Raw genomic sequence first — 26140 nt, forward strand, 5'->3', positions numbered from 1 at the left:
GCTCACTGTCCTAGCACTCCAATTCATACGAATTCCTCCCAGAGGTATATTTATTATACCATATTACTTTTTTGATTGTCTACCTATTTATACCAAATTTTGGTATAGTTTTAGGTTTGCATCTAACTAGAAATAGTGGCTGCTTTGGGTAGACACACTCACTTTTGATTACAATTTCCGGAAATTTAGGGCAAACTATCATTATTTCTTATCAACTATAATTATTTGCTATTACTTTAACGCCCTTATTACCTGAAAAAGAGATGCGTAAGTTTTTGCATCTCTTTATTTTAATTTTAAGAAAATCTTAAGAAATTGAACACAGAACATTCACAATTTTATTTTATACTACAATTAGAAAATTAGAAAGGAGGAATACCAGAGTGAGTAATTTAATTTTTAACACACTTATAGTAATATATTTACTATTGTTCGGTCTGCTGGCTTATGGCCTAGCTACTGAACGAATTGGTAAGCAACACCTGCCTAAAATAGGACTAGGTGCTGTGATAGCTGTCGCTTCCTTAGTTCTTTTCTAAACAAGCCGACTTAACCTATCTTAAGATTACTTAGTAGGTAATCTTAGGATTTTACACTCTGGTATCCTCAAAAACTCCTAGGAGGTTATTAGCCTTCTAGGAGTTGTTGTTTTTTGTTTATTTAACCCCCTTCAGTCAGCCTCTAAATAAAACTGTTAGCAAATCTACATAATTATGTTGACTGAAGGGAGGAATGCCTCTCATGAATTAGGTTATCGGCACAAACTTTTAGCTTTTTGCTAAAGTTTCCCGGGAAAGTGCCGATACTCTAATTGTAACTCGTTAACCACGTCTGTCTTTAAGGCAACTGGAGGTGATTAAAACGTTCAAAGTATTAACGAAGGTTTTAAGCACTGCCCTTATTTCCACTACTCTAGCTGAAATGCCGAATGTAGCCGAGAAATAGCGGATGAGTTTACTACTCAATCTACCCGGGAAGATTTGAGTACCGTCATTAGACCCGACAGTTTCTACACAACTTATCAACAGCACGGATACGAGGTATCCAAGACTCCTGATTAACCGTTGTAAAAACTGTTATGAGGCTCAATGGGGCAAAGTTAAGGGGCAAGTCAGTAGCTTGCCCCTATTGCTTACTAAATTCTAATCTTTTTGGAAAAGAATTTTAAAACACCTACTGGCGATTAAACCGGTAGGTGTTGGTTTTTGTTTATTTTTTGTATCTACTTACTTATAACAAATTTTTGTTAGGTTTTAGGTTTTGCTGTGATCAATTTCCTTATTAATTTCATGAAAATCATTCTCATAATTCCCACAGGGTAAATTTGGAAAATGAGTTTTCTGGTACTCTCCCCACTCTTTGTATTTGTTTAAGTCAATCGTATCATCAGGTGTCCTGCCCAAGTAACAATTAGAGTGATGTGTTACTGCTCTGGTACGCAGCATAAACTCAAACTTATCATTAAAACCCATCTCTACTAAATCAAGAAATCTTTTTAAATCTCCTCTACCATCTGGGATAGTACAGCATTCAACAAAATAAGGAATACCTCCGCTCCTAACGTACTCATCAAGTCGGAATGATAAATCTATTCCAGGTAAACAGATCTTATCAACCTCATCATCTGCAATAGCACTATTATTTATTTTAAATAGGTATTGAACCTCTCCAGCATCATTTTCTTGCTCAAAAAACTCACCAATAAGCCGGCTCTTGTACATATCCCTACCATGGTAGAACAAATACGCCTTTCTTTGAACATTCAAACACGCAACACGTTTGTTAGAAATCATAACGTTCACCTGCCATTCTAAATACTGTATCGAAATCAAACTTCCGTATTAAACAGTTAAATCTGCAGAAAATAATTACTCTAAACCAGTCAGCATATTCCTTAGGAACTCCCAAAACAGATTGCTCAATGGCACCTTCGACATTGAAGGACTGTAATGCCTTTATCTCTTTCTTAAAATTAGCATTTATTGACGCATCGTTAATAACTTGCCAGTAATTAGTTCGCATAGGTCTATCTGTAATACCTTCACGCCACATCTTAAATTGTGACCCAGGTATCTCATAAACACGTTGCTTAATAAAGTCATAAGTTTTCCAGTTGGTAAGCTTGACGTCTGGGAAAAGACTTGAACCGTTATCAAATACAGGTGAAAACCTTAATTTACCGTCGTTGACAATGAATCCCCAATTACCTTCATGTCTATCGCGATTCCCAAGAATAGCATCTCCGATAAACATCTTCCAGAAACTTCCTAAGGCATTAGTGAGTTCATTCTCCTCCAAATTATGGATTTTGGTCATAACGTATACTACATCATTGTATGTATACTCTTTTGTAGCAAGTGCAGAATCAACAGAGGACTGATGTAAATCCCTAAATGGTCTAAATGTACTTTGATTAAAAATATCTTTGCAAATAACTACTGGTCTTCCAGTGTACACACCTAAGAAAGTTTCTTGACACTCTAGACCTAGCTGATTCATAAAATGACTACCAACATACTCACAATATGGTGCTAATGATTTCTGCTTTCTCCTTCTATTAAAAGAAGAGTCCTTAACTAAATACCTGTTGCCATTAACATTTACAAAAAATTTATCTTCAGAACCTTCAAAAACCTCATTCATAATAATATCATCTGTCACAACAAATCCGTTGTGCATCTCTTGACTGAATGCATTTAAACTTTCTAGCATGGCCCACCTCAATCTATTAAATTCTGTATAAACTGAACTGCAAATTTCATATTAAAATACATCTAAATTATTCAGCCCGATTGGCTGCAGGTACACCTTAATCCTATCAAGAATTAAATCAATACCTTTTATACTAGTGACACTAAATTTCTGTTCTAGTAAATACACCAACTCTTTACACTGTTCTTCTGTAAGCTTCAAAGACTTAACAAAAGTAACTAATGCTAAATCTGCTGCGGATCTACTAATAAAATCTGTTTGAACAGTGATACTATCTATCAGTAAAGACATACTAGAGAAAGTGTCTTTACCATACGAAGTAAATGAAATTTGCTGAAGTACTGAAAATACCTCAATACTGTCAAAGTCTAAATCTAAATCACTTGTATAAAGCTCTCTCACATAATCATTGCAATACGAAACAAATTGCCGTTCAATCATACTGTATTCCACAATAAAAACATCATTACACTTAATAGCCGGTAATTCTATAGGAAGTACCATTAAACCTCTCTGCACAAATATCTTCACGACATACCTATTCTCATTAGTAATTTTACTTCCAATACAATCAGCAAATACAGGTACATACTTCATAGAATTAGCCTTTTGTAAACTATTAGTTTTTGCAATACCACGTTTATTATCCTCATGGAATGAAACAACAATTTCTTCAAACTGCTTTGTATCAATCTTAACATACAAATTAACACGATACAAGTTATCAATTAAGCAAACAAATGTTTCTTTACTTTCTTGTGACCGCTTACGCTGAATCATAAATGGTTGCAGGTTTGCTAAGTACTGCTTAACAAAAGCAAGCATATCCAAACCACAGTAATTCACATATGCAAATAAATGCTTATTTAGTCCACTTCTATGAGTGCTTTCATCAATGGTGATTCTATCTAATTTTGCTAATGCCCGCACTTTCTTACAAATAGATACCATTGACACATCAACACCATTTTGCTGTGCTTCCTCATAACTAATATCTTCCATAACTACCTCCAACTAATTTTTGGGGAGAACATAATAACATTCTTTAACTCATTTAATCAAAAAGCTTTCAGTTTTCCTAAAATTTGTCTCTGCTTTTCTCGTTGAACTTCCTCATCCTCTAAAATTCTGTGTACATCATTTGAAAGTATATCAAGTAGTCGCAAGCACTCTTCTGCATCTTCTTTGTTAACGGTCACGAAGTTATCTCCAGGATACCTGGCATCAAAGTAAAAATCCCCAAGCCATTTACAATCCTTAGATGAAACATGCAATTCAAATTTAAGTATTATTTTATTGTACAAAGAACGTAAATTATGACTATGAAGTAGATCCATTGCATCTGCATCATCTGTGAAGCACATTTCGATTACAGCCTTTAAGTATTTTTCTGCAGCCTGTGCAGCAATTGAGGCAGTGCCATTATAATTACCTAAGCGGTCACCAACTTCTATACCACATTTCGCATAGGCATAATCATTATCTGCCATTCCAACATAAGAATTTAACCTTTCCACAGTAGAACACCTTCTTTCTTTATTCTTCGTACTAATAGTGCCTGTGAGTCATTGAACGCTTCAGTTGTGTAAAACACCAAATCGGAATTATTCTCCTCAAAAAAGGAATAAAGCTCGCCGCGAATTTCTCGTGGAACTACGGTTTCTGTAAGCACCAGTATATCGAAATCACTGGAGGCTTTATACTCTGCACGAGCATAGCTGCCAAACAATACTATTTTACAACAATCCGTTACAGAACTACGAATAACTGAGACCAGATTATCTAACTTCTTTACAACGTCGTCACTGAATGGTAACAAATTAATATTTTGCATAAAATCCCCCTTAACACTGTTATCATCTATTGCAGCAAATTCATCACACACTTTTGTCCTATGTAATAACAGTATCCACAGCAGTTAAATTATTGATTTCAAATCTTTCGTACATTTTCTCCAAAGTGTGAAATTTTCCGGAAGATTTAACACGAAAAATATTATCCACTTGAATTGGTAAGTACCCGAGAGATTCTACATCTCTATTAATGATAACAAAGTAATTATTCGACTCTTTAAACAAAGTGGCCACATCATATTCCTTAAACAATGAACAACATTCATCAAGTACTAAAATCGCTCCTGTGTATTTCTGCAAGACTGATGCATCAGAGACAATACCGACCGGAATAAGTTGTACTCCACTTAAATTCTGCACAGCCATATTCTCAACAAACATTGCCATAACTAAATCGTAAAAAGTTGTCTTACCTGTACCGGAGTCACCTTGTACAACTGTGTATTTTCCGTTAATCTCGAATTTGTATTCTAATCTATTTGTTTTTATGTGAACTAAAGGCATTGAAGGAAGCACCTCCTGTAATCATCCAGTGAATTAATCTCACTTTCAGTTGTTACACAGTATGCATTGAAATCACACCCAAATAGCATAAGATGCTTCAGCACAATGTGTATGTCTTGTAGCTTTGCAATCTCTAAAATCCACTTTGCACAATTATCTCCACAAGCTGTTGCATATACCTCCAGTTCCGGTTGCTTAAGCATTAGAATTAATGCTTTTACACCACCAGATAACTTACTAGGAGGTATTGCCCCAAGTACAGGACTTTGAATGCAATTGGGTGAAACAACATCTGATTTATCAACATCTTTGATCATTTCTTTTACGAGGTCATCATCAAACCACTCATCAAGATAATTAAAATCAAAATAGCTATCAATCATCCTTAATGTATTCTCTGACTCTTTAAAAGCTATATACAACATACCATCACCTCAATTAGTATAATTATGGCAATTTACTCCTACAACCTTATTGAATGCAGCTGCTAAGAGTTACTTGTTAAAATACATCTAGCTCATTTGTATACTGAGTTTCCAAAATACACCGTAACTCCTGTAGCCGCAATGTGTAGAGTTCTTTATAAAATTCAACCATAACAGTGTTATCAGTTGCTTCTAAAATAATCTTACAAACATCATCAATATTAAGATTTCTTATTACCTCAAGTTGTTTCACTCTATTATCTTTCAGATATTTAAACGGGTTTACAATATGACCATCTTTTGTAAACCGACTTTGTGTATTGCTAATAGCAAGCTGTAACATTCTATTATGATCTTTTAAAGCTTCTTTCATCTTTTCATTTGAAAGTCTAAAGTAAAGACAATTCCCATTATCATACACAGGAGCCAATCGGTACTCTCGCGTTTGCAAATCCTGTACACATCCCCAATTACCATTATTTCTGTCTGGGTTTCCATTTAAAGTATCTACTACAAACATTGTCCAAAATCTATCCTCTACTTCTGGTACATTTGACAAATATGGGTGTTCTTTTAAACAGAGCTTAGCTTCCTCAATATCCATTCCTGTTCCGTTTGTTATATCACCTTCTGCATTAATAAAATGTGGAACGTAAGAAACTTTAAACTCTCTGAACTCTGTCAACTTTTCAAGGTCACCAACAAAATCCTTACACCCTACAACGCACTTGCCATTTCTCGTTCCAAGTAAAGTTTCATGTACAGGTATTCCGAGTAATTGATACACATGTGAACCTATATATTCTGCAATTGGGTTATTACCGTAAGAAACATCTATTCCCTTTAAATCCTTTTCTTTCATATTATCTGGGTATTTCAGCAGCCAATTCTCATTGTTGTAAATAACTCCTTCTTTTCTACCGGCCATTCCTCCATACATTCTACCAGACAATGGACACTCGTCAAAATTTATTAGCATACTATTCCCTGTACCTTTCTTTGAATTATACAACATCACTTTGCATGCATACCGAAAATGACAAACTGTAAAACTCTAACGCAGTACGATAGATACAATCCTCTTTCTAAGAATATCTTCATCCTCTGTATCTTCACTAGGTAACTCACGTAATACTTTTAATTTATCATCCTCAGAATTGATACCTATCTGTTCACACAAGTTAATAACTTTACGCTTGTACTCTTCCGTATGAGCTTCAAACAAATCCATTTCCTTTGTAACTCTGCTATGTGCTGTATAGAGAATAGAGTCTTTCAAAAACGAGCTGAGTAAATCTTTCTTACTATCATCATCATCATAGTATTCCACAAGATAATATTTGAAATCCGAAATACACTTACTGTCTATACTTAGGATACCGATACCATTCTCTATCAGTATCTTGTTGCAGATTAACTGAGCTACCCTCTTATTCCCATCAATAAATAACTGATGTTTTGCAACATAGCAAAAAGTCTCGATAGCTCTTTCTACCGGTGAATTTATACTTGCTAATCTCTTTAACTCTTGAACAACATCAGCATACACAGGAATAGGGGGAACATAAGTGCACCCTCCTATACTAACATCTGATACTCTCAAATCCCCACTTCCATAAATAAGATTTACACCACATATCTTATTAAGTTCACGTAGCATTGCTAAATTATTCTCTACACCTAGTGTATTAAATAAAAAGTACCAGGCACTTCTCATATTTATAATAAACAATACTTCTTGACTATTTGTATTTACAATCATACCGTCTAGTATTGCTTCAGTTTTTTGAAAAGTTGTTCCTAATCCTTCGATAACAGCACTTTTCCAAATAGAATCCACTAGATTCCGTTTAGCTAATGTTACAGCTCTCTGTACATTCTCATTCATAACTGCCTCCAATCTATTTATTTTCATGTGGCTTAAATTAAGATATTTAAAGAGCTCACAAAACGACTGGATTATACACTATTCTAGAAAGCATTTAAGTCCTTTAGCTCTAATAGCTTCTGCAACCGTTTCTTACTTGCCTCAGTGGGTAAGTCATGCAGCACAACATTACTTTTATGGTAATACTCAGAAGCTGATTGAAACATTGTTAAATTAGTTGGTTCATAAATCAAATCATCTACCTCATACTTCAAATAATCTGCAATCAGTGCTTGATTATGATCAAATAATGGGGCCATTTCAATAATCTCATTAGTTCGATTATCAATCAAGAAACCCCAATTCTCTTCATGTCTGTCTGTGTTAGCAATAAGATAATCTATTGTACACATCTTTGCAAAATCTTCCAAGTAATTACTCTCAATCCAATCATGAAATACAACTTTCTTATGTTCAAGCCAAGTTTTAACACTTTGGGCAGAAACAATACTAACATCATCTGTAGCAATACAATCACACGACGCTATTAGCACACCATGATGCTCTTCTAATTCATACTGCACATGCTTAACATTAGTATTATCTAAAAAGTTTGATACTGCTACTTCTGCTTTGGTATTAACCCTATCTGTGGTCTTATCAGTTTTCCATAATCGAATACCATTCAATCCCCTATACCATGTTTTAGCAAACATACCACTAGTTGCTAATTCAGGACGAAGTACACTGCTTGCAGCACTTACAACTTTCCCCTGTATAGCAATAGGGAATGCTACATCACCTAATCTGTGATTACGTAAATTAACATCACCAAAGTTTATAGACTCACTCTCATCTTTTATCCAAAAATTATCTGTCATAGACAACGCTCTACAGGTTTGAATTATCTTCAACTTTTCATTTATAGAGTTCACCTGTGTAGCAGCTATACTATTTAAAATTGCTTTTGCGTTGTCTCTAGTGAATAGCAACAGCCTACTAAGCAAGAAATCTTTGAAAACATCAAACTGATGCACAGAACGTTTAATACTTTCAGAAGTGGAGAAATCTGTATCTTTCAACCAATCTTTCAGTTGATATGGCAGAAAATCATTATTAATAACTTTTAATGTTACATCATCAAGACTAAACTGTAACACAGCTTCATCGCCATTTAGCAACAGCATACACTCACTCCTTCAAGTAATCACTAAACTTCTTAACTAAGTAAACTATTAAAACGCCTTTAAATTTGGTACAGGTATTGTTTTAGTATACATTGCATCCTTATCCAGAATAGCATCTATTGTTTTGTGCATACACTCCTCAATTGCTTGTAATCTCCATTCCGGCAAATTGTACTTCTTATGCCTATCAAATTTAAAGCCTTTTAAATTTACCAATACCTTTCTAGTATCTTTTGTCATGCATGCAACAGCAGTATTTATCCAGCTATCTCCAATTCTTGGTCCCTGCATACTGTAATACTCTCCTTCAAACTGTAGCTCGGATTCATCCATTGCATACGGAAGTAATGCAAGATTATGGTCAAATAGGGGAGCCATTTTCTGAATCTGCAATGTTTTATTGTCAATTATAAAGCCAAAATTATTTTTATGTCTATCAGCGTTCATAATTAAAGCATCAATAACAAACATCTTTTTGACTTCATCTTCAAGTTTGAACTCTTTCATTTTTTGTAAAACAGAACCAATTGTAGTGTTACCAGTATCCACTGCTGCGTAAGGCAGGAACCCATAATCCTCTGATGTAAATATATCGCACACAGAACAGATTCTCTCACCACGTGTTCGCAAATCGTACCTTACAAAATCATCTGTAAATCTCTCAACAACCTGCCCTGCATAGAACTCCGAGTACGGCTCCAGTCCTGCGTTTCTTGCCCCAGAGCTTCCACGCTTTAACATCTTAATTGTATCATTTTCCCGAATCCAGCACTTGGCAAAGCTACCATCCGTTCCATATTCCGGTGATGTTGTGCTTAACTGTCTGCCATGAAGTCCACCCTCAAAGGCAGTTTTTGCAATTACCTCATTAAAAGGATGTGTATATAAAGATACATCCTTCCATTCCAGTGTACTTTCTACCGGCTTTACCCAAAAGGTGTCAACAAGTGAAAGTGCATGGGATACATCCAAAAATCCTGTCAGTGTATCACATCCACTTAGCTTTAATAGCTTTTCAATATTCTCTCTATGCTTTGGAGCACGCCTATTGACAATAAATCCTCCTACAGCACCATACCATTCTGGTAAAGTTTGAAACTGTTCAACAATCTCTGCCTCCTGTAAAAGAGGGTCAACTGTAAACTTTGCAATTAACTCATCCTTATTTAACAAATAATACATAATCACATCTCCTATCTAAACTGTTGCAAATACTACCCTTCCCTAATCTCTTCTATTATTATTATAGTAGATATTTGAATGGAAAGCAAGTTAATAAGTCGCCTAACCTCTTTTACATTTTACCTGAAGAGAGGTACCAGTTTCCTAGTACCTCTCTTCGTCAATGAGAGGAGGGGAGACACCACCACTATTTACGGTACTGCAATCAGTTAACCGTTTAGTGCTGCTGCCTCCAAAAACACCTAGCAGGTTATTAGCCTACCAAGTGTTAGCTTTTGTTATTAAACCACAAGAAAATTTGTGTAACAAAAACTCCTAGCGTAAAGTAAGCTCGCCAGGAGTTTTTATCATTTTGTCTATTTATTTATAAAAACGAACCTTGAAAATCTAGGTTTCTCCACAAATTATGTGCATTATCTTTTGAAGCAAGTACAGCTAAATTTGACTTGTTACCTGAGTAGTTACTACTTAAAGCTTTCAACTACTTTGGTGCTAACCGGCTCTATTAACTTTATCCCTAACTGCTTAGCTCTTTTCACAAAGAATTTAAACTGTCTATCAGTAATAAAGTCGTCTCTAGTGATCTCCTCTGTAAAGTGAAAGTCAACATGCTTCATTGCTTCAATAGCAGCTTCCTTTAAAGTCATATCATCGAACACTAAGTATCGAGCATTTTCGTCGGCCATATAATCTTTATCAAAAGCATTATTATGGTCAAACAAAGGATGCATATGAAGTATTTCATTTTCATCACAATTAAAATAAAATCCCCAGTTCATACCGTGTCTATCTCTGTTAGCTATTAAGTAATCAACAATACACATCTTGTAAAACATATCTGCATCAATTCTCTTGCACTCCTCATAAAAATCCAAACCGTGACGTATACAATATGAATTGTAATCCATGGCAGGAAGTATGCTTAACTTCTCAGTAGTCATACACTTACACTTGCAGCAAGTGACAGTACCTTCTACCCCTCCTGTGGACTCACCTAATTCATAATGAATATGTGGAACGTTGCACTTATCTAGGATGTTAGATACCATAACCTCAATTCGTGACTCCGTCGCATCTTTTGCTCCTTTTTTGTAAAGCCACAACTCACCATTTTCACGTTTCCAAGCTTTAGCATACGCACCCTGTCCTGTTAATTCTGGAGTAGTAAGGCTTCCTGTAAGTGAAAGACTTGAACCATGGAGAGATACCTGTGCAACTACATCATTTAACTTATTTGTACGTAAGTTAACATCATCCCAAGTAGTCTTATCATTTTCTATCTTCACCCAATAGTTATCCTGTAAAGAAACGGCTCTACAAAGTATAGCTATCTTTGCTTTTGAATAATCATCTTGTCGTTGTTCTAAACGCAGTAGATTGTATACCTTCTTAGCATTATCTCTGGAAAGTGGTAACACGCGGTTAGCAAGCCAGCCTATAATTGCATCTTTATTTTTATTATCACGTATACGTATTTGCGTTAATTCGTACTTACTGTAAGTATCTTTTTCCTCTAAAGGAGGACGAAGTATACCCTGTAAGGTAAAAGGCAGTAACCTCTCATTAACAACTTCGTACTTACCTAAGTCAAAATTAATACTCATAACAATTTTATCTTTCATCATGAGTAACATATCTTTATCCAAAGTAATCACTCCTATCCCATAACACCTTTACTGTAACATCGTTTTATCATCGAATGAATTTATCAAATCCGTGAAAGTCTGTGATTCAACAACTGCTTTTGCTGGAATTTTTGCCTTTTCAGTACAGTAACTATTAACAGCACTTCTTACAACAAGCACAGCTTCCCAGCAATCTGCACAGTCCTCTTCCGTGACTTCAATATAATCTTCCCCAGGATATCTGGTATTAAAATAAAACCCATCAGCTTTTAAAACTGAATTCCAGTCGCACTGTAGTTCAGGTAAATTTTTCTGAATATACCGAACTAATTTCCTTAAAGAATGAGTTTTCAATACATCAGTTTTATCGTCATCAGAACAGTATACGTCTACAACATGCTTTAAATAACGTTCACAAATATTCTGTGAGTGAAAACAAAATGGGTTCCCAAAGTGATTACGTTCATAATCATCTACAAGGTACAAATAATCATTTTCTGCTGTTCTTAAATAACCTCTTTTTCTTTCCATAGCAAAACTGCATCCTTTCTCACATTATCATTGAAATGATTACTATCGCTAAAATCATCACTATCACTAATTTTTAAATCAACATCAGGTAATCTGAAATCATCCGGGATAACTTCAACTCTTAATTGTCTTCTTAGCTTTTGAGGCATACATGGATCTACACGAATAAACAAGTCAACATCTGAAGTATCTTTGTAGTCTTTACGAGCACAACTGCCATACATGTATATAGCCTTAATAAACTTTTTATACTGAGGCTCTTTTAACACAGCAACTGCATGAATAAGAGCTTTCTCATGTCTGTTTAAATTCTCCATAATTTTCCACCAAGCTTTCTGGAATTAATATTCATAACGATTTTATCTTTCATCATGAGTGACATATCTTTATCCAAAGTAATCACTCCTTTTCAAAATACATCGACGTCCCTCAATCCCTCGCCATAGATTTTTGCTACATCAAAGTAAACGCATGCTTCCCTATACACTTCTTGTTCTATTCTAAAATAATTGACAAGGTCAGTTACATCTTTATTCTCCTGTGCTTTTCTAAGACACTGAATATAACGCATTCTGTTTTCATCAAGTACAATAAACGGCATAATCTCGTTTCTTAAGCATTCTCTAAATAAAAGCATTCTCCCGGCTCTACCATTACCATCCTGAAATGGATGAATTTTTTCATACTCAACGTGTAGTACCGCTAAATCGTGTATTGACACGCTTTCGATGCTATTATACCAATCAATTAACTTTTTCATTTCAGTTGCTACCTTGGATGGAAGTACCGTGCTTATACCTCCTACAGTATTAGGACGCTTTTTGTAATCTCCTATAGCATAACCGTTTGCTCTGTCTTCAAACACACCAGCTTTTAATTCATAATGCAAAGCTTTAACTAGGTCCTCGGACAACCTGTCATCGATAGTTTTTATAGTATAATTAAACATTAGGAAATGCCCATTCATCTCTTCGACATCTTTTGCACGATAGTAATCCTCAGTTGCTGGTAAAAATCCTTCTTCAAAAAGTAATGCTGTTTGCTCTGGAGTCAAGGTACTACCCTCTATCTTATTAGAATTGTACGCCAGTACTCTTTGAGTGTATCCATACAACCCACTTCTGTCACGCATTTTCTGCTCTTTAGTAAAACATACCTTTATAGCTTTTACTAGCTCCATATCCTGCATACTACATCCCTCCATTATCACTCTTAAGTATACCATTAACTATAACATCCATGCAAGTCCTTGATTTGTATTAATAATACTTGACAAGTCAACTTAATTGATGTACTATTATCTGCAAAGAATACTTAAGGGGGTTTACCATGACAACTACACCACAAAATACTGATACATTTTCTAGTAACATTGATGAGATTGCAAGATGTGTTGCTTCCCACTTTACCGTTTCGGAGGGTCTTATTGATTCTTACAAAGATAGGTACGTTAAAAATTTAACTGCTTATGCCGATAATCACCAAGAGTTTAAAACACTATGCTCCAAAGATGGTATAGCAAAGTATTATAAAAAGTACAAATCACTAGTTACAAATGCTCAAGGTTATGATAGAGAACGGGTTGATAGTTTTATCTTTGACACTTTTGAAAGTTTATTAAAGGACTTAGGCTGTGAAGAAGAGCGTCCTGATATCATACAAGTAATTGAGACTGTAGAAATTTATAAAGGCAACACGCCAGAGGAGCGTGAAAAAGCAACTTATTTAGCCGTCCAAATACCAGAGTACGTCAACTCTTTACTTTATTTAAGTTGGATTGACGGAGCTCTCTGCTGTACTCCCGACTCATCCAATGAATTCTATGCTGAAGAAACTGGAGTGCAGAATTTTATTAATTTCCTATTTGATAACACATGGCTGCGAGAAATGGTTAAACAACATGACAATGGTCACTTAAAATCCTCATTAGCCTACATTAAGGAGCAATTAAATTCGAACAAACAGAAAATTATCTTATGCTCTAATGACTTGTCTCTTATCTTTATAGCTGGGTTTCTGAGAAAAACAATCGGATTTGAAAATTTAAATTTGTTTAAACCATGCAAAAATGGCGGGGTAAATGCTATCCCAGCCTTCACTCTAGATGATGCATTTACCAAAAAGAAAGAGGGAGTTTAATTACCCTCTTTCTTTTCGTCTTGTGGAGAATTATTGAAAGCACATATCTCCGCTAAGGTTATATGATGTGGTTTAACCTCAAACACATGTTCATCTACTTCAAAAATACCACCTTTTTCATGTGCCTCTGGAATACTTACTACCTTAGCTATTCTTTTTAATTGCTCCTCACTGATTTTATTTTCCATCTATTAACACCTCCTTCGTACTATGTGCTCTATTTTTGTATAAGTTATAAGCAACTTTACCTTATTTCACTACTTTCCTCGAAAACGTGTCCAAATATTTAGTAGTTGCTTCCCTTGCTAGAATTTTTATCTTACAGTAGTTAATTATCTGTTGATACAAGTCAATATCACTATCAAAGCACTCTCTAACAATTGCATCAAAATTTTCTTTACTAAAATACTGCATACTTGTTAACACATACTTATACAAATTTTCAATTGTATAAAAATTATGTGTAAGGTTATCACGCAACGTAACAAACGTTGTATGTCCTTCTGTCTTTGGCAGCTTACTCTTCACGCAGGTGTAGGTAGCTGTCTTTCTCTCAGAATACTTGTATGAATAAACGACTATTGCCACTTCATACAAAATAATAAGCAAATAAGATAAGGATGCACAGCATGGTAACTCGTAAAAATCATGCAATACATCCTTTAGAAAATTTTTACATTTAACTACGATTTCTTCTGTTAACACTTCTCTAGTCGGCATCTAACCACCGTCCATTCTTGTACACGCATACTGACTTAGGCATTGCACCTTCTCTGTACCCTTCAATCTCATTTAAAATGATAACGTGAGAGTGCAAGTCTCTTTCCTCATCATCATAGCACCTATCCAGTAAGTCAGTATTAAAGCTCTCAGCATCTTTTGCCTTTATCAGAATATGCTGAAAAAGATCCATATTTTCAAAATCATCTGGTCTTGTTACCCACATCTCTAAAGCATCTTGTTCTTTCAGTACTTTGTCAAAAATATCCCTAACTTCTTGTTTAGTTACTTCTTTTTCTCCATTCCAATACATAGCTAATCCTCCTTCTAGGGCTAACTTACCGCTAATCTTTACTAAGTATACCATTAGCTGTACTATTTAGGCAATACTTATTCCTTTAATCCCAAGTTGACACTTCCATTTCATTGTCTACTTCTCCTAGCTTCCTGTTATTTTATCACTTTACTTTTATGAGTCCAGATACACCTGTTGCAGTATTTCCGGAAGTATGGCATATGCAATAGTACCCTCGCTTACACCTTTATCTTTATAGTACTTAAGCAACTTTAAGACTTTCGGTAATTCCTTAAAACTGATATGAACTCCTTCTTTAGGGTATCTAAACAGGGACGTCAGCATCTTTAATGTAATCACTTCTGAGTAATCCTCACTAAACCCGTATAGTGTCAGTTCGTTTGCAAAATACCAGCGGTAGAAATCTTCAGCCTCACAGTAGTCTAACAAATCATCAAGTTTTGCATACATGAAAGATGACTGTAATGTTTTCTCAATCTCTTCACATGAAACTGTACGAACAACATTGACATCATTAGTATCCACAGTAATATCAATACTAGAAATTATATGTTTATGCACATACATTTTCTGTTTAGTATCCCCTGGAATATTCAGTTTCACATAAACACAATCATTTTTATTTGTTGCCATATCCCTTAAAAGTCCCCAAAGGTCAGCATTTTCTAGGGTTCGCATAAAACAGTAATCCTCTAACGAATTCATAATTCTAATCTGACTACCAAGTACATGACCAAAACCTTCAAAAGGTATCATTTCATTACTATTACTAAGTCGCTCATTTTCTTTAGTATCTACCTCATTTTTATCTGCAAAAACACTTATACGTCCAAACATAATCTTATCCTCCTGTTCTAATAAAAACATCTGGTTGGCTATTAACCTACCAGATGTTAGCATCTACTATTTAGTTATGTGTCACTAAAGGCTGAGAGCTTTGGTAAACTTCTATCAACTCTCTTTCCTTTATTAAATTTAAACTTCCAAGCTAATGGTAAGGGTATAGTTACTGTATCTTCTGTTTCTCCAAACCCGGAGTTCTTAAGCACAACAGCAACATCAACGTACCTCTTACTTAGAGCCTTTTTAATAGAAGTCCCTTTGTTGTTACCATACTTTACCTCAATACCGTACACCAAATCATCATATTTAGAAACTACGCTGAAATCTAGCTCATAACCTTCAAATACGGCAAACGCTGGTTTATCGTAATAAAAATCTTTAAAAAAATTGCGTTCTTCTAGTATCTTGAACACAAACGTTTCTGCAAGTAATCCGTTTCTATCACTTTCATCCACCTTGTAAGTACGAAGTAAATAATTGAGTACACCAAGATCTCGAAAAAATATCCTCTCACTAGAGTACCTTGCACCTGTACCCAAATCAACTTTGTCACAGTAGCTAAGAAATCCTGCTTGTCGCAACCAAGAAATTATACTGTAGCACTCCTTAGTACTAATCCTGTAAGAGCTGTATTTGCTTGTGATTTTACTTATGTTTGTAATTAAATCACTATCTCCTTTCTTTTCTCGAAGCATTGCATCTATTACAGCTGGCAAAGCATCTCTAACCATCTGTCTTTCTTCAATACTTTCAACTCTATCGCAAATCTCAGTTATTAAAGTATTAACAATAGCATCAAGTGTTGACTCTACGCTCTCATTCTTTAAGAAACTTAATACAGCTGCCGGATACCCTCCGACATTACAATAAACATGCCAAGCTTCATTAACCCAATCAAGTCTAGCCTGCTCTATACAGTTAAAGTCTGTCTCTTTAAAGTACCTGTATGCATTCAGTGCCTCTAAAAACTCTTCAAAGGATAATGGATACATTGTAAACACATCAGTATCTCCTGCCGGTTGAAAGTACTTTAAAGCTTCCTCTAAGTAACTTCCTGTAACAATCACATCACAATGAAGTTCCCTATTGAGAAATCGTATTGATTCGTAAACCTTTCTATTCTCTTGTATCTCATCAATAAAAATCACTGTGTCATTGTCATCTGTAAACACAATTCCGTACTGTGAGCAAAACTCACTAAAGACTCCTGCTAAATTACTCCTATGCTTACGAAGTAAAGATTCCAAAACTTCTCCGTCAAGCACAGTATTAATCTTCACAACATTTTTGTAGCTCTGCACAAAATGTTCAATAGTAGTTGTTTTTCCAACTTGCCTGCATCCTCTGACGAAAGCAACTTTATGCTCAGGATTTGCTTTCCAAGCATACAAGTCATCTTCAATAAATCTTTTAAAATACACGCCATTACCCCCAGACTTTTTGTTCTAAGCACTTTCTACATTGTAGCATAGTATTCACAAATTGTAAATTAATGCTCGACCGCGTTAGCTTAAAATATATTTAATTGTTTCGTGACATTTTTTAATTCGTACACTGCTGGGTCTGAACGTTTAGTAGAGCCACACAAACCTTCAGCACCTGACTTAACCATCACTCTTTCACCTTTCATCTCAGGACAGTCTAAAGTTGCTCCGTTCTTTAGTTCTATCTCTGGCATATCATTGGTGCCATACCTGCCAATACTAAAGTTTGAAACTACTTCATTCTTACACACTACATGAACACCATCAAGCACTATCTTACCAAGTCTTTCACGTGATGGTTCCCATCGACCATAGCTCATACCATCCCATGTGGCTGGCCCAATACACGGATTTGCACCTTTACTTACTAAAGTTAATGTTTGTCCGGTGCCTTTAATAGTAACTGTGCCACAGCAATTAATAGGTGGCTCTACACTAGTAACTATACAATCTGTGTTTACAGTAACAGTAGCATTGCGCCCTACACTAAAACTTTCTGAAGTGGTATCATTAACAACAAATCCTGTTACCTGCATCACCTCTTTGTCATCTATATCATTTACAAAATCATCTGCAAAAAAGTAAATTGTAACATTATTGTAACCAATACGTATAGGCGACCACACAGAGCAAACAGCTCCTTTACTAAATACTTGCTTACCACCCTCCTTTATCTCCGAAGCTTTATGAATTACTTTAGTTTGTAAGTAGGCACCACTCTCAAAGTATATTTTTGTCTCCTGTACTGGAATACTATCTAAAACTTTCAAAAGTGAACCACTATCTACACCAAATACTTCGGCTAGTATTTCACTTTCAGTCTTCAGCCAGTATCCACCATTACCTAACATACCTGGAATATCTGCATCTTCAAACAACGCAGAATGGGCACAACCACCGCCTCTGTGGTAGTATTCATAAGCCCCTTCAATATCAGCAAAATCACTGCAACCCTCAAACATACAGTAAGCATGTTTCATTCGAACTTTTGGTGACTTAGTCAGTCCTTTAACGCCTGCGAACGTTTTGTACATGGCAACTGGGTACTCAAACCACGGGAACTCCTCTACCACCGCACCATCAACAACTGGGCCAACATAATGTAAAGACTTTGGCAGCAATTCATCCTTGCCATCTTTGAATTCTTCCGGTAAATCTATCAACTCCCAGTAAGTCTCATTGTATTCTAACTCATTACCATCCATAACAACCTTTGCCATACAATTTACCTCCTATCCTACTCTCTTTTGGCAATACCTAAATTGAAAAAATGCGTATAGTCTCGTACGCTATTATTTGAAAGGAGATACCCAAAATTTCAGGCTATCTCTGTATCATTCCAAAAAGCCTCCAGGACTTCACTGTAGGCTTTGCGTATGGTCAGTACAGGAATTGTATCCTGTCAGCAGTACCGACCGCCGGTTCAAAAAATAAATATCTAATTGGACAAGTTATAACACTGATTAATAGCTGACTTATCAATCGCGGTGGGTATAAACCGACTCGTCGCGTAGTTTATTTGGCCGACTCTACGCGAAATCTGTTAGCACACCTACTTGAAAAACTACCCCTCCACTCTAATAGGGAAGACCCCTACCAGCGATGAAATTGGTAAAGGTCGGTGCCTTCTGTAACTGGCACTTAACTCCTAAAATTGAGTCTTAGCAGTCCGTACGTAAAACTGTGAGCGCCTAATTCCTTTGAAATCTCAGAGATATCATACCCTTTATTCACCATGGTTATAGCAGCATACTCATTATTAGGAAGCGTGTTCTTTAGTTCCAAGTAAGACTTTCTGTAAGCATCAAAATACTCCTTTTCCATAGGGCAAGACACACATTCATGGTACTCTTCAGATTCTTGCGATTTAATTAGGACTTTGGCAGGTTCTTTATCACTAGTTCTTTCAATTTTAACCCTGCACTCTATTATTCCGAGCTCCGTTACACCAAGCTCTGAAGTAAGTCCTACTTTTCTTTTATCTTCAGCAACAAAAACTCCCACATTTTCCTGTATGCATACGTACTAAATCTGTAGCCTTTGGAATCGTTGTAATTCATCGCTGCCTCCTGTAACCCTGCTGCCGCTACACCGTAATACTCATCTTCAGGAAGCTTAAGTTCATTCAAAATGTTGCTATTAAACTATGATTCTTCTCAATCAAATTTTGCTGTTCTGCTGTCATCTTTGTTAGTCTCCTACCTTTCTGTACCATTGTTGCGTAAAGTAGCGTAACCTCCTGTATCAGCTAAATGGTTGAGTGCCCTAATTCATCTAATGCTTCCTCTAGTAACTTTTTAGTATTTCTATACCCATCGCACTTAAGGTAATTATTTTCTTCTACTTCTATTGTAATTGGGCATTCAGGAGCGTAATGTAAATGGGTAGCAAGTATTCTTCTTAGCATAGCATAGCTGTCGTCAGTAAAGGCAATGCCATGCCTGCCTTTTCCGTATCCAGACCCAGTGTATCTTGCTAAATGAACTAGTTTAAGTGTTTCTTTACTCATCTCATAATACCTAGCTAAGGATGTGTCTGGTTGCGAATACTCCAAATCAGCCATAGCATTATGTATAGCTGTGACATACTTATCTGTAAGCAGAGCATGACACACATCAAGCACAGTACCGACCCTATCAGTCTTTAAAATACACCGTAACTCTTTCGCCATTTCAATACTGCTACTGTACACATTATTTGAAAATATTGGAACTCCATTCTCTATACTTCGTATAGGACTAGCATTCTCAATAGCAAGTGTAACTCTGGAAAATTCCTGCAAACACTCATTAACAGCCTGAACAACTCTACCCCATCTGCACGTATCTTTTAAATATTTAAAATGCTCCATTGAGTGCACTACCAATGTAACATCAGTATCTTGAATCTCTCCAAAGTAATTAGCCACCTGGAAACAGTGCTTCAGTGCACTGGCATTATTCTCTGTAAGCATCTCTAATTCGCAATCCAAACTACCTCCACCTCTGTAAAGAGGTGCATGCACTACTTTTACTTTGTATTGACTGAAATCTTGTAAGTTTATCAATTCCGTAGTGTCACTGTACTTGCTGTATGAAACCTTGGCAAGCTCACCAAGTAACTGCAATTCAATACCATCACACCCAATTGATTCTTTAGCGTTTAACTGACTATGGTCAAGTTTAGCTTTTACATAAACATCCATTTTCTGTTATCTCCTCGTATCGTAGTCTTTGATTTCATTTACACCAAATCCAACTACCTTTCACTGTATTCTGTTTGAAGAATTCTTTCTTCTGTGCCATACCTATTTGCATCCTCCTATGTCTGATGATTACTAAGGGGCAGGGTAGTTACGTTTTGTCGAGCAAAATTGGGAATTTTTATTACAAACTAATTAAAGGAGGCCCTGCCCCCTTAGTAATCATCAGACTTTTATTTCTTTAATATCTTAATTGCTCTTTCAACATGTTCTTGTTGCAATCCACCTTCCTCAATACTGTCACTATAAACCTTGTTTTGACTAGTTGGTCACCAATACCGTAAACTTCGTAATCTTCGTATCTAAAGTCATCATCCAAGCTAACAAATGGTTGGTGATTACCCTTTTCTTTTAGCCATGCCACTATCTCCAGAGGACGATTCATTTCAATAACAGGTGTACAGTCTTCAATACACACACCGTAACTGGCTAATGAATTTTCTAAGTATTTATACATTTTGTAAGCTTCTGGGCAGGTTTCGTTATTTAACTCACGCCATGTCGAAGTAAGTACAATTTTGCATTGCAGGTATGATAAATCTCAGCAAGCATCTGCAGGTGGAAATCACTAATATCAGAGTACCTTTTAGATGGCCTGCTACTATTCATTTTCATTAAGTATGGCATTGAATTAAGCACGCCATCAACATCGAGAAATATTATACTCATTACAATCCTTTCTTTTATTTAACTAAATTGCACTATCTAGTACAAAAAGACTCTGACTGTTAGTAGTCAGAGTCTTTATTTAAAATACATTTAATGAACTAACTCCTGTAACTAAATCTGAAATACGAGCTCCATTCTGTAACAATGCTAAGTAATGAATCTTCTTTTCATACAACTCAACTATACGGGAAACAATATCATGTTCCAGTTCAGTTTTAGTGTAAACACTAAAGATTTCATCTTCGCTTAGAAGACTTTTAACATTCACCTTACCAAAATCTCTTATGTACTTTAGTAAGGTTAGCTCTTTTGAAGCAAAACTGTTAACACTCACATTCAGCAATTTGTTGTCGTTTCTTGGAAAATTCAAATCCCAAAACATACTGTTACCACTATCAAAAATAGGAGCCATTCCAACAATTTCAAAAGTATTAGCATTTCTAACAACACCGAAATTATTTAGGTGCCTGTCTGTATTTGTAATTACAAAATCTGTTATAATCTGATACTCTAAGAAAGACCTCACAACAGATTCATCAATACCTAGTTTTACACACATTGAAATAAAATGCTCATACGAGGATACTCCGCTTTTCTGCCTTTCAATTCGGAATACATCACAAGCAGGTACAAATTCGTACTCCTCAGAAGTAAAATTTTCAGAGATACACCCTAGCTCCGTTCCACCTTCCCATTCCATTGTGGCTAACTTATACTCAACGTATGGAAACTCATTTTGCTTTTTATGCATCTGCGTAGCAAGAACCTCATTTACACTTTGCTGACAATTATCATTGTAGTTACCTTTTGCCAAATAAATCTTATTGCCACTACGTACCCACTTCTTCCTCAATTCACCTTGCACTGAAGATGCAGGCGAGAACAGAGTTTTACCACTTAAATCAATTACCGACTTTCTATCTTCACTGTAAATAATTTCTGAGAATTTATTTGAGTAAAGGCTTACATCACTCCACGTTAATCCTGTATTAACAGGACACACCCAATAGTGGTCTGTTAAGCTTAATCCTAAGTTGTTAAGTAGTAAACTTTGAGTGCTGTCTAAAGTGAATTGTTGAAGGACATTCCCAATACCATCTTGCTTTCTCGAAACTGCCCTTGACTGCCACCAATTCTTCAAAGAATCTTCAGTGCACACACCAACTGGTAACAACTCAGGATTTACAATATGAGCATTCCTAACAGCACCTGTGGTTAAATCTATTTGAGCTATTGCTACAATATCATTATTATGTTTAAAATAGTACTTATTGTTTTGCAAGCAACTCAGCCTCCTTACGCAACTCATAATCTACAACATAATTCTGGATTTCCCACTTGGCAAAAATCTTAGCATACGGCAAAGTTTCATCACTAACAAGCATTCTAAAGTTGAGATTAACTGATACACCATCGAATTCAAATAAGACAGAAACAATGTTATCCTCAGCACACAATTCAGCATTAACTTCTGTCTCTTCATCAAAAATCTCTGTATGAAACTTCATAGAATCACTCCTTCTATTTTCAACAGTGTATCATACTCCTGGCATTCTTTCAACAAACTACTTCTATTTTCTCATTATCTTAAATTGCTCCTATGAAGGTAATGTACGATGATACTCTTGTACAATCTCTTCGATTGCATGTATCTCATCATACTCACAATCCTTAGGTTCTACCTCTATCACATACCCTTTTTTGATAGGGGACAGCCCTTTTGTAGCTATTACATAATCAAATTTATTGTACTCTTTAAGACCATACTTACGCATAAGCTCGGTTCGTTGAGGTTCTACCCTATTTTCTGGTGGTATCCTAGTATCTAGAAATGGTGGGAAATACATCCTTGCTCTAGCATCATGAATATAAATAGAGGCGGTTTTAGCAATTTCCCTATCCGGACACTCCGGGTCTAACCATACAATATACCAAGTGAATGGGCCCAATTTAGAATTCATTCTGTACTCTGTAACGTAAGCCACAGGTCCTTCCTCCCGGATAACCCGTAATGTGCGTTTCCCTGTAATATTTCCAGTATTAAGTAAATATTGTAAATCTTTATTCATTACTACACCTCAAACCATTTAGCTCTATACTCTAAAAACTTAGAAATCAATTCTTTGCGTTTGCTACTAACACTAATTCCATCAAATAATTCTTCTATCTTCAACTTTCCTAAACTTTTGCTAAAATTCCCAAACTGTTTAGGGTACGACTCCCGAAGAATTTCGACTAATTGCCTATGTGTTAATTTTTGCTGATCACGTAATACTGGTTGAGACTTGGTTGTACACATCGCCAAGAACCTATTTGTATCGAGAAGAATATCTTGAATTTGACAATCGCGAACATAACAACACAGTGAACTACCGTTGTCAAACAAAGGATAAAAACCATTACTATCAGAGTACATAAAATTTCCAGGGTGACGATCTGAATTACTAATCAAAGCATCAAACAACAACATTTGAACTACTCTGTTACAGTAAGGATTTGTTCGTGGATTTAACAATGTAGTTATATTAAATGTAGTTAAGTTACTAAGGTGGAATGAGTGACTCATTTCATCTGATAACTCTACAAATGATTTCAATTCAGTAGCAGGCAGCATAACCTGACTTAAAATTGCCTCAGGAGAATACCTGATCCGAACACACGGTATTCCTAGCTGGTCGCACAAACGCATGGCAAGTATCTCTGCCAAACTTTCAAAGGTGTACTCACCATAGGTATTAATTTTATTTTCTTTGTAAAGAAATAACACATCATTTTCATCCTTGTACCAACACTTTAACCTTGCACCATCGGAAACATCCATAATACAATGCATACCTTTAACCAATGATTCTTTACTTGGATATATTTCATTTATGGAGAACGCATTTAAATTTTGCATACCGTTACTATTTCACCCCTTCAGTAAAATACAATTACTGCTTTAGTATATCCTTTTCTATTCATTTTATCAAATTACTCAACACAAGGCAAGCTTGTATGCTAACTTACATTAGCTTATATGATAGAGTAGTGAAAATACCAGCTACACGAACATCTCTATTTAAACACTCCTGCATAAACAACAGCATATGTCTGTTTACTTCTCCTTCAACAGCACATGCTCCATACTGCAGTATTTCATGTATTCATTCCTCCAATCTATGCTATAAAATCCGTATCTGCCATATCAGATATGTTGGTTGTCTTTTTAATCGACTTAACTTCTCTTGTTAGTCCATTCTGAATCATAATTGCTTTTGCAAGAATCTCAGCTTCATCTTCATTCAGACACGTTGTAAATACTGTTCTCCCATTTTCAAAAATTACTATGTAATGATTATATTTCATTTTTTCTCTACCTCCAATTCAGATAAAATTCGACATTTAAGACTAAATTAAATCTCCCTTTCATTAATACTATGTTCCTTTTCAAAAGCAAGTAATGTCTTAGTTACTTTATCAAATGCTTTATATGTTTCCTCATTATTAGTTTTTTCTCTACCTCCAACTAATATACGTAACTCTTCAATAAACTTAGTATCAGCAGTCTTTTGTTCTAATTCTTCAATTATCGGCATACACTCATCTGTAAAGTCACAGTATGCACGCCCAAGTTGTTTACCCCTAATCTCATTAAAGCATTTAGCTGCATCACAATAACCAGCACATCTACATCTGCTAATAATTTCTTTTAAATTACTAAGATTTGTCATAAATACCTCACAATCTGAACATAATTTTCCAATAATGTTACTCACTCAATGTTCCTTTTCAAAAGCAAGTAATCTCTTAGTTGCTTTATCAAACGCTTTATATGTTTCCTCATTATTAGTTTTACTCGCAACTGCACCTGTATATCTGACACATTCTTTTAATAATGCGTCACAATCTCTTTTTGTTTTACATTCTGCAACTGACGCGTATGGTAGCACATCAAGACACTTCACAATGTATTCAAAAGGATTAAATGATTGTTGCTCTTGTTCAAGACTTTTACACATCTCTCTCATCTGCTTCCAATCAAACTCTGGTTTTGCATATACGGATACATCTACCTCTGTTTCTAAACCAAAACGTATCTCCCTCATCTGATCCTCGTCAAACTTTGATTTAGCATAAATTGATGCGTCTACCTTTTGTTCAAGGCCCAAACGTATCTGCTGCATCTGTCCCCAATCAAACTCAGATTTAGCGTAAATTGATACGTCTATACCCTTCTCAAGGCCTTCACGTATCTGTTTCATCTGCTCCATAGCGAACTCTGGTTTAGCGTAAATTGATACGTCTACTCCTTCTATTAAACCTAAAAGAATCTGCCTCATCTTTACATTATCAAACTCTGGTTTTGCATAAATTGATACGTCTACACCTACTTCTAGTCCAAGACGTATCTGCTCCATCTGATAACCGTCAAACTCAGGTTTAGCGTAAATTGATTCGTCTACCTTGTGTTCAAGGCCCAAACGTATCTGTTTCATCTGTCGACTATCAAACTCGGATTTAGCGTAAATTGATACGTCTACCTTTTGTTCAAGACCTAAACGTATCTGTCTCATCTGCTCCCAAGCGAACTTTGGTTTAGAATAAATAGAAACATCTACACCTTTCTCTAGTCCAACACGTATCTCGTCCATCTGCTCCCAAGTAAACTCTGGTTTTGCATATACGGATACATCTACCCCTGCTTCTAAACCATGATGTATCTCCATCATCTGATGAGTATTAAATCCACGTCCATTATATTCTTTTAATTTCTCTTCTACTAAATTAATTTTCATATCAATTACCTCCTAGTATAATAATGGTGTAGTCAATCAAGACTACTTAGTTTACAAGTTTCTA

The 26140-nt window shown here is 35.6% G+C and carries 33 protein-coding genes; 2 read left to right on the plus strand and 31 right to left on the minus strand.

The genetic code is table 11. The annotated features are described in order from the left end of the window. Positions 1–383 precede the first annotated feature (383 nt). On the plus strand, positions 384–539 hold the full coding sequence (locus ASU35_RS19300) for a hypothetical protein (protein WP_156059413.1): 156 nt from the start codon (positions 384–386) through the stop codon (positions 537–539). A gap of 714 nt (positions 540–1253) precedes the next feature. Here the strand turns inward: ASU35_RS19300 and ASU35_RS10650 are convergent. The 15 genes from ASU35_RS10650 to ASU35_RS10720 all read right to left on the minus strand — a co-directional run bounded on the left by ASU35_RS10650 (position 1254) and on the right by ASU35_RS10720 (position 13075). Continuing rightward, complete coding sequence (locus ASU35_RS10650; RefSeq protein WP_058353006.1) at positions 1254–1793, minus strand: hypothetical protein; 540 nt, start codon at positions 1791–1793, stop codon at positions 1254–1256. Continuing rightward, positions 1783–2712, minus strand: coding sequence for a HipA domain-containing protein (locus ASU35_RS10655; RefSeq protein WP_058353007.1), 930 nt, complete (start codon positions 2710–2712; stop codon positions 1783–1785). Before ASU35_RS10655 ends, ASU35_RS10650 begins: the two co-directional genes overlap by 11 nt. Before the next feature lie 51 nt (positions 2713–2763). After that, positions 2764–3714: a hypothetical protein gene (locus tag ASU35_RS18755; RefSeq protein ID WP_083504254.1), complete on the minus strand. Its 951-nt coding sequence runs from the start codon at positions 3712–3714 to the stop codon at positions 2764–2766. A gap of 56 nt (positions 3715–3770) precedes the next feature. Further along, positions 3771–4229, minus strand: coding sequence for a HEPN domain-containing protein (locus ASU35_RS10665; RefSeq protein ID WP_058353008.1), 459 nt, complete (start codon positions 4227–4229; stop codon positions 3771–3773). Beyond that, entirely contained in the window at positions 4217–4546 is a 330-nt protein-coding gene (locus ASU35_RS10670) for a nucleotidyltransferase domain-containing protein (protein WP_058353009.1), read from the minus strand. Before ASU35_RS10670 ends, ASU35_RS10665 begins: the two co-directional genes overlap by 13 nt. Before the next feature lie 58 nt (positions 4547–4604). Continuing rightward, on the minus strand, positions 4605–5069 hold the full coding sequence (locus tag ASU35_RS10675; RefSeq protein ID WP_058353010.1) for a hypothetical protein: 465 nt from the start codon (positions 5067–5069) through the stop codon (positions 4605–4607). Beyond that, entirely contained in the window at positions 5060–5494 is a 435-nt protein-coding gene (locus tag ASU35_RS10680; RefSeq protein ID WP_058353011.1) for a DUF4869 domain-containing protein, read from the minus strand. Before ASU35_RS10680 ends, ASU35_RS10675 begins: the two co-directional genes overlap by 10 nt. Positions 5495–5570: 76 nt before the next feature. Beyond that, positions 5571–6422 (minus strand): HipA domain-containing protein, encoded by an 852-nt coding sequence (locus tag ASU35_RS10685; protein WP_058353012.1) that lies wholly within the window; start codon positions 6420–6422, stop codon positions 5571–5573. Between the two features lie 126 nt (positions 6423–6548). Then, on the minus strand, positions 6549–7382 hold the full coding sequence (locus ASU35_RS10690; RefSeq protein WP_058353013.1) for a Fic family protein: 834 nt from the start codon (positions 7380–7382) through the stop codon (positions 6549–6551). Positions 7383–7465: 83 nt separating this feature from the next. Further along, entirely contained in the window at positions 7466–8548 is a 1083-nt protein-coding gene (locus ASU35_RS10695) for a hypothetical protein (RefSeq protein ID WP_058353014.1), read from the minus strand. Between the two features lie 48 nt (positions 8549–8596). Next, entirely contained in the window at positions 8597–9730 is a 1134-nt protein-coding gene (locus ASU35_RS10700; protein ID WP_058353015.1) for a HipA domain-containing protein, read from the minus strand. A 464-nt stretch (positions 9731–10194) separates the two neighbouring features. Further along, on the minus strand, positions 10195–11376 hold the full coding sequence (locus ASU35_RS10705) for a HipA domain-containing protein (RefSeq protein WP_058353016.1): 1182 nt from the start codon (positions 11374–11376) through the stop codon (positions 10195–10197). A 27-nt stretch (positions 11377–11403) separates the two neighbouring features. Continuing rightward, positions 11404–11886 carry a HEPN domain-containing protein gene (locus ASU35_RS10710; protein ID WP_058353017.1) on the minus strand — a complete coding sequence of 161 codons (483 nt, stop codon included), beginning with the start codon at positions 11884–11886 and terminating at the stop codon, positions 11404–11406. Next, complete coding sequence (locus ASU35_RS10715) at positions 11862–12203, minus strand: nucleotidyltransferase domain-containing protein (protein ID WP_058353018.1); 342 nt, start codon at positions 12201–12203, stop codon at positions 11862–11864. Before ASU35_RS10715 ends, ASU35_RS10710 begins: the two co-directional genes overlap by 25 nt. Before the next feature lie 92 nt (positions 12204–12295). After that, positions 12296–13075: a Fic family protein gene (locus ASU35_RS10720; RefSeq protein ID WP_058353019.1), complete on the minus strand. Its 780-nt coding sequence runs from the start codon at positions 13073–13075 to the stop codon at positions 12296–12298. Between the two features lie 140 nt (positions 13076–13215). On the opposite strand from ASU35_RS10720, the gene ASU35_RS10725 reads away from it, so the two are divergent. Next, complete coding sequence (locus tag ASU35_RS10725; RefSeq protein WP_058353020.1) at positions 13216–14025, plus strand: hypothetical protein; 810 nt, start codon at positions 13216–13218, stop codon at positions 14023–14025. On the opposite strand, the gene ASU35_RS10730 is transcribed toward ASU35_RS10725, so the two are convergent. The 16 genes from ASU35_RS10730 to ASU35_RS19905 all read right to left on the minus strand — a co-directional run bounded on the left by ASU35_RS10730 (position 14022) and on the right by ASU35_RS19905 (position 26076). Then, positions 14022–14213 carry a hypothetical protein gene (locus ASU35_RS10730; RefSeq protein ID WP_058353021.1) on the minus strand — a complete coding sequence of 64 codons (192 nt, stop codon included), beginning with the start codon at positions 14211–14213 and terminating at the stop codon, positions 14022–14024. The genes ASU35_RS10725 and ASU35_RS10730 overlap by 4 nt on opposite strands. 61 nt (positions 14214–14274) lie before the next feature. Next, on the minus strand, positions 14275–14745 hold the full coding sequence (locus ASU35_RS10735) for a hypothetical protein (RefSeq protein ID WP_058353022.1): 471 nt from the start codon (positions 14743–14745) through the stop codon (positions 14275–14277). Further along, a complete protein-coding gene (locus ASU35_RS10740; protein ID WP_058353023.1) occupies positions 14735–15058 on the minus strand; it encodes a hypothetical protein in 324 nt (107 codons plus the stop codon). Before ASU35_RS10740 ends, ASU35_RS10735 begins: the two co-directional genes overlap by 11 nt. Before the next feature lie 156 nt (positions 15059–15214). After that, positions 15215–15898, minus strand: a complete 684-nt coding sequence (locus tag ASU35_RS10745) for a hypothetical protein (protein ID WP_058353024.1) — start codon at positions 15896–15898, stop codon at positions 15215–15217. Between the two features lie 74 nt (positions 15899–15972). Continuing rightward, complete coding sequence (locus ASU35_RS10750; protein WP_058353025.1) at positions 15973–17325, minus strand: ATP-binding protein; 1353 nt, start codon at positions 17323–17325, stop codon at positions 15973–15975. A gap of 89 nt (positions 17326–17414) precedes the next feature. Next, positions 17415–18608 carry a hypothetical protein gene (locus tag ASU35_RS10755; RefSeq protein WP_058353026.1) on the minus strand — a complete coding sequence of 398 codons (1194 nt, stop codon included), beginning with the start codon at positions 18606–18608 and terminating at the stop codon, positions 17415–17417. 421 nt (positions 18609–19029) lie between these two features. After that, positions 19030–19392, minus strand: coding sequence for a hypothetical protein (locus tag ASU35_RS10760; RefSeq protein WP_058353027.1), 363 nt, complete (start codon positions 19390–19392; stop codon positions 19030–19032). Positions 19393–19636: 244 nt separating this feature from the next. After that, a complete protein-coding gene (locus ASU35_RS10765) occupies positions 19637–20572 on the minus strand; it encodes a TIM barrel protein (RefSeq protein WP_058353028.1) in 936 nt (311 codons plus the stop codon). A 238-nt stretch (positions 20573–20810) separates the two neighbouring features. After that, positions 20811–21158: an HAD domain-containing protein gene (locus ASU35_RS10770; protein WP_172794632.1), complete on the minus strand. Its 348-nt coding sequence runs from the start codon at positions 21156–21158 to the stop codon at positions 20811–20813. 219 nt (positions 21159–21377) lie between these two features. Then, complete coding sequence (locus tag ASU35_RS10775) at positions 21378–22580, minus strand: HipA domain-containing protein (protein WP_058353030.1); 1203 nt, start codon at positions 22578–22580, stop codon at positions 21378–21380. Then, positions 22567–22806 (minus strand): hypothetical protein, encoded by a 240-nt coding sequence (locus tag ASU35_RS10780; protein ID WP_058353031.1) that lies wholly within the window; start codon positions 22804–22806, stop codon positions 22567–22569. The genes ASU35_RS10775 and ASU35_RS10780 overlap by 14 nt, the downstream gene beginning before the upstream one ends. A 90-nt stretch (positions 22807–22896) precedes the next feature. Beyond that, on the minus strand, positions 22897–23367 hold the full coding sequence (locus tag ASU35_RS10785; protein ID WP_058353032.1) for a hypothetical protein: 471 nt from the start codon (positions 23365–23367) through the stop codon (positions 22897–22899). A 2-nt stretch (positions 23368–23369) separates the two neighbouring features. Continuing rightward, positions 23370–24197, minus strand: coding sequence for a HipA domain-containing protein (locus tag ASU35_RS10790; RefSeq protein ID WP_058353033.1), 828 nt, complete (start codon positions 24195–24197; stop codon positions 23370–23372). 260 nt (positions 24198–24457) lie between these two features. Continuing rightward, positions 24458–24646, minus strand: a complete 189-nt coding sequence (locus ASU35_RS10795; RefSeq protein ID WP_058353034.1) for a hypothetical protein — start codon at positions 24644–24646, stop codon at positions 24458–24460. A 47-nt stretch (positions 24647–24693) separates the two neighbouring features. Continuing rightward, positions 24694–25011, minus strand: coding sequence for a hypothetical protein (locus ASU35_RS10800; protein ID WP_147525429.1), 318 nt, complete (start codon positions 25009–25011; stop codon positions 24694–24696). A 45-nt stretch (positions 25012–25056) separates the two neighbouring features. Continuing rightward, positions 25057–26076 (minus strand): hypothetical protein, encoded by a 1020-nt coding sequence (locus ASU35_RS19905; protein ID WP_058353036.1) that lies wholly within the window; start codon positions 26074–26076, stop codon positions 25057–25059. Positions 26077–26140: the final 64 nt, after the last annotated feature.

Origin of the sequence: Acetivibrio ethanolgignens (assembly GCF_001461035.1) — a bacterium.
GTDB lineage: Bacteria > Bacillota > Clostridia > Lachnospirales > Lachnospiraceae > Velocimicrobium > Velocimicrobium ethanolgignens.

Excerpts from the sequence above, each read along its gene's own strand:
- ASU35_RS10725 (WP_058353020.1), top strand. The coding sequence starts at position 13,216 with ATGACAACTACACCACAAAATACTGATACATTTTCTAGTAACATTGAT.
- ASU35_RS10765 (WP_058353028.1), bottom strand. The coding sequence starts at position 20,572 with ATGGATGTTTATGTAAAAGCTAAACTTGACCATAGTCAGTTAAACGCT.
- ASU35_RS10685 (WP_058353012.1), bottom strand. The coding sequence starts at position 6,422 with ATGGCCGGTAGAAAAGAAGGAGTTATTTACAACAATGAGAATTGGCTG.
- ASU35_RS10800 (WP_147525429.1), bottom strand. The coding sequence starts at position 25,011 with ATGACAAATCTTAGTAATTTAAAAGAAATTATTAGCAGATGTAGATGT.
- ASU35_RS10680 (WP_058353011.1), bottom strand. The coding sequence starts at position 5,494 with ATGTTGTATATAGCTTTTAAAGAGTCAGAGAATACATTAAGGATGATT.
- ASU35_RS10650 (WP_058353006.1), bottom strand. The coding sequence starts at position 1,793 with ATGATTTCTAACAAACGTGTTGCGTGTTTGAATGTTCAAAGAAAGGCG.
- ASU35_RS10735 (WP_058353022.1), bottom strand. The coding sequence starts at position 14,745 with ATGCCGACTAGAGAAGTGTTAACAGAAGAAATCGTAGTTAAATGTAAA.
- ASU35_RS10715 (WP_058353018.1), bottom strand. The coding sequence starts at position 12,203 with ATGGAGAATTTAAACAGACATGAGAAAGCTCTTATTCATGCAGTTGCT.
- ASU35_RS10710 (WP_058353017.1), bottom strand. The coding sequence starts at position 11,886 with ATGGAAAGAAAAAGAGGTTATTTAAGAACAGCAGAAAATGATTATTTG.
- ASU35_RS10700 (WP_058353015.1), bottom strand. The coding sequence starts at position 9,730 with ATGTATTATTTGTTAAATAAGGATGAGTTAATTGCAAAGTTTACAGTT.
- ASU35_RS10795 (WP_058353034.1), bottom strand. The coding sequence starts at position 24,646 with ATGAAATATAATCATTACATAGTAATTTTTGAAAATGGGAGAACAGTA.
- ASU35_RS19905 (WP_058353036.1), bottom strand. The coding sequence starts at position 26,076 with ATGAAAATTAATTTAGTAGAAGAGAAATTAAAAGAATATAATGGACGT.
- ASU35_RS10755 (WP_058353026.1), bottom strand. The coding sequence starts at position 18,608 with ATGGCAAAGGTTGTTATGGATGGTAATGAGTTAGAATACAATGAGACT.
- ASU35_RS10790 (WP_058353033.1), bottom strand. The coding sequence starts at position 24,197 with ATGCAAAATTTAAATGCGTTCTCCATAAATGAAATATATCCAAGTAAA.
- ASU35_RS10720 (WP_058353019.1), bottom strand. The coding sequence starts at position 13,075 with ATGCAGGATATGGAGCTAGTAAAAGCTATAAAGGTATGTTTTACTAAA.
- ASU35_RS10690 (WP_058353013.1), bottom strand. The coding sequence starts at position 7,382 with ATGAATGAGAATGTACAGAGAGCTGTAACATTAGCTAAACGGAATCTA.
- ASU35_RS10655 (WP_058353007.1), bottom strand. The coding sequence starts at position 2,712 with ATGCTAGAAAGTTTAAATGCATTCAGTCAAGAGATGCACAACGGATTT.
- ASU35_RS10785 (WP_058353032.1), bottom strand. The coding sequence starts at position 23,367 with ATGAATAAAGATTTACAATATTTACTTAATACTGGAAATATTACAGGG.
- ASU35_RS10695 (WP_058353014.1), bottom strand. The coding sequence starts at position 8,548 with ATGCTGTTGCTAAATGGCGATGAAGCTGTGTTACAGTTTAGTCTTGAT.
- ASU35_RS10670 (WP_058353009.1), bottom strand. The coding sequence starts at position 4,546 with ATGCAAAATATTAATTTGTTACCATTCAGTGACGACGTTGTAAAGAAG.
- ASU35_RS10675 (WP_058353010.1), bottom strand. The coding sequence starts at position 5,069 with ATGCCTTTAGTTCACATAAAAACAAATAGATTAGAATACAAATTCGAG.
- ASU35_RS10740 (WP_058353023.1), bottom strand. The coding sequence starts at position 15,058 with ATGTATTGGAATGGAGAAAAAGAAGTAACTAAACAAGAAGTTAGGGAT.
- ASU35_RS10730 (WP_058353021.1), bottom strand. The coding sequence starts at position 14,213 with ATGGAAAATAAAATCAGTGAGGAGCAATTAAAAAGAATAGCTAAGGTA.
- ASU35_RS18755 (WP_083504254.1), bottom strand. The coding sequence starts at position 3,714 with ATGGAAGATATTAGTTATGAGGAAGCACAGCAAAATGGTGTTGATGTG.
- ASU35_RS10780 (WP_058353031.1), bottom strand. The coding sequence starts at position 22,806 with ATGAAGTTTCATACAGAGATTTTTGATGAAGAGACAGAAGTTAATGCT.
- ASU35_RS10745 (WP_058353024.1), bottom strand. The coding sequence starts at position 15,898 with ATGTTTGGACGTATAAGTGTTTTTGCAGATAAAAATGAGGTAGATACT.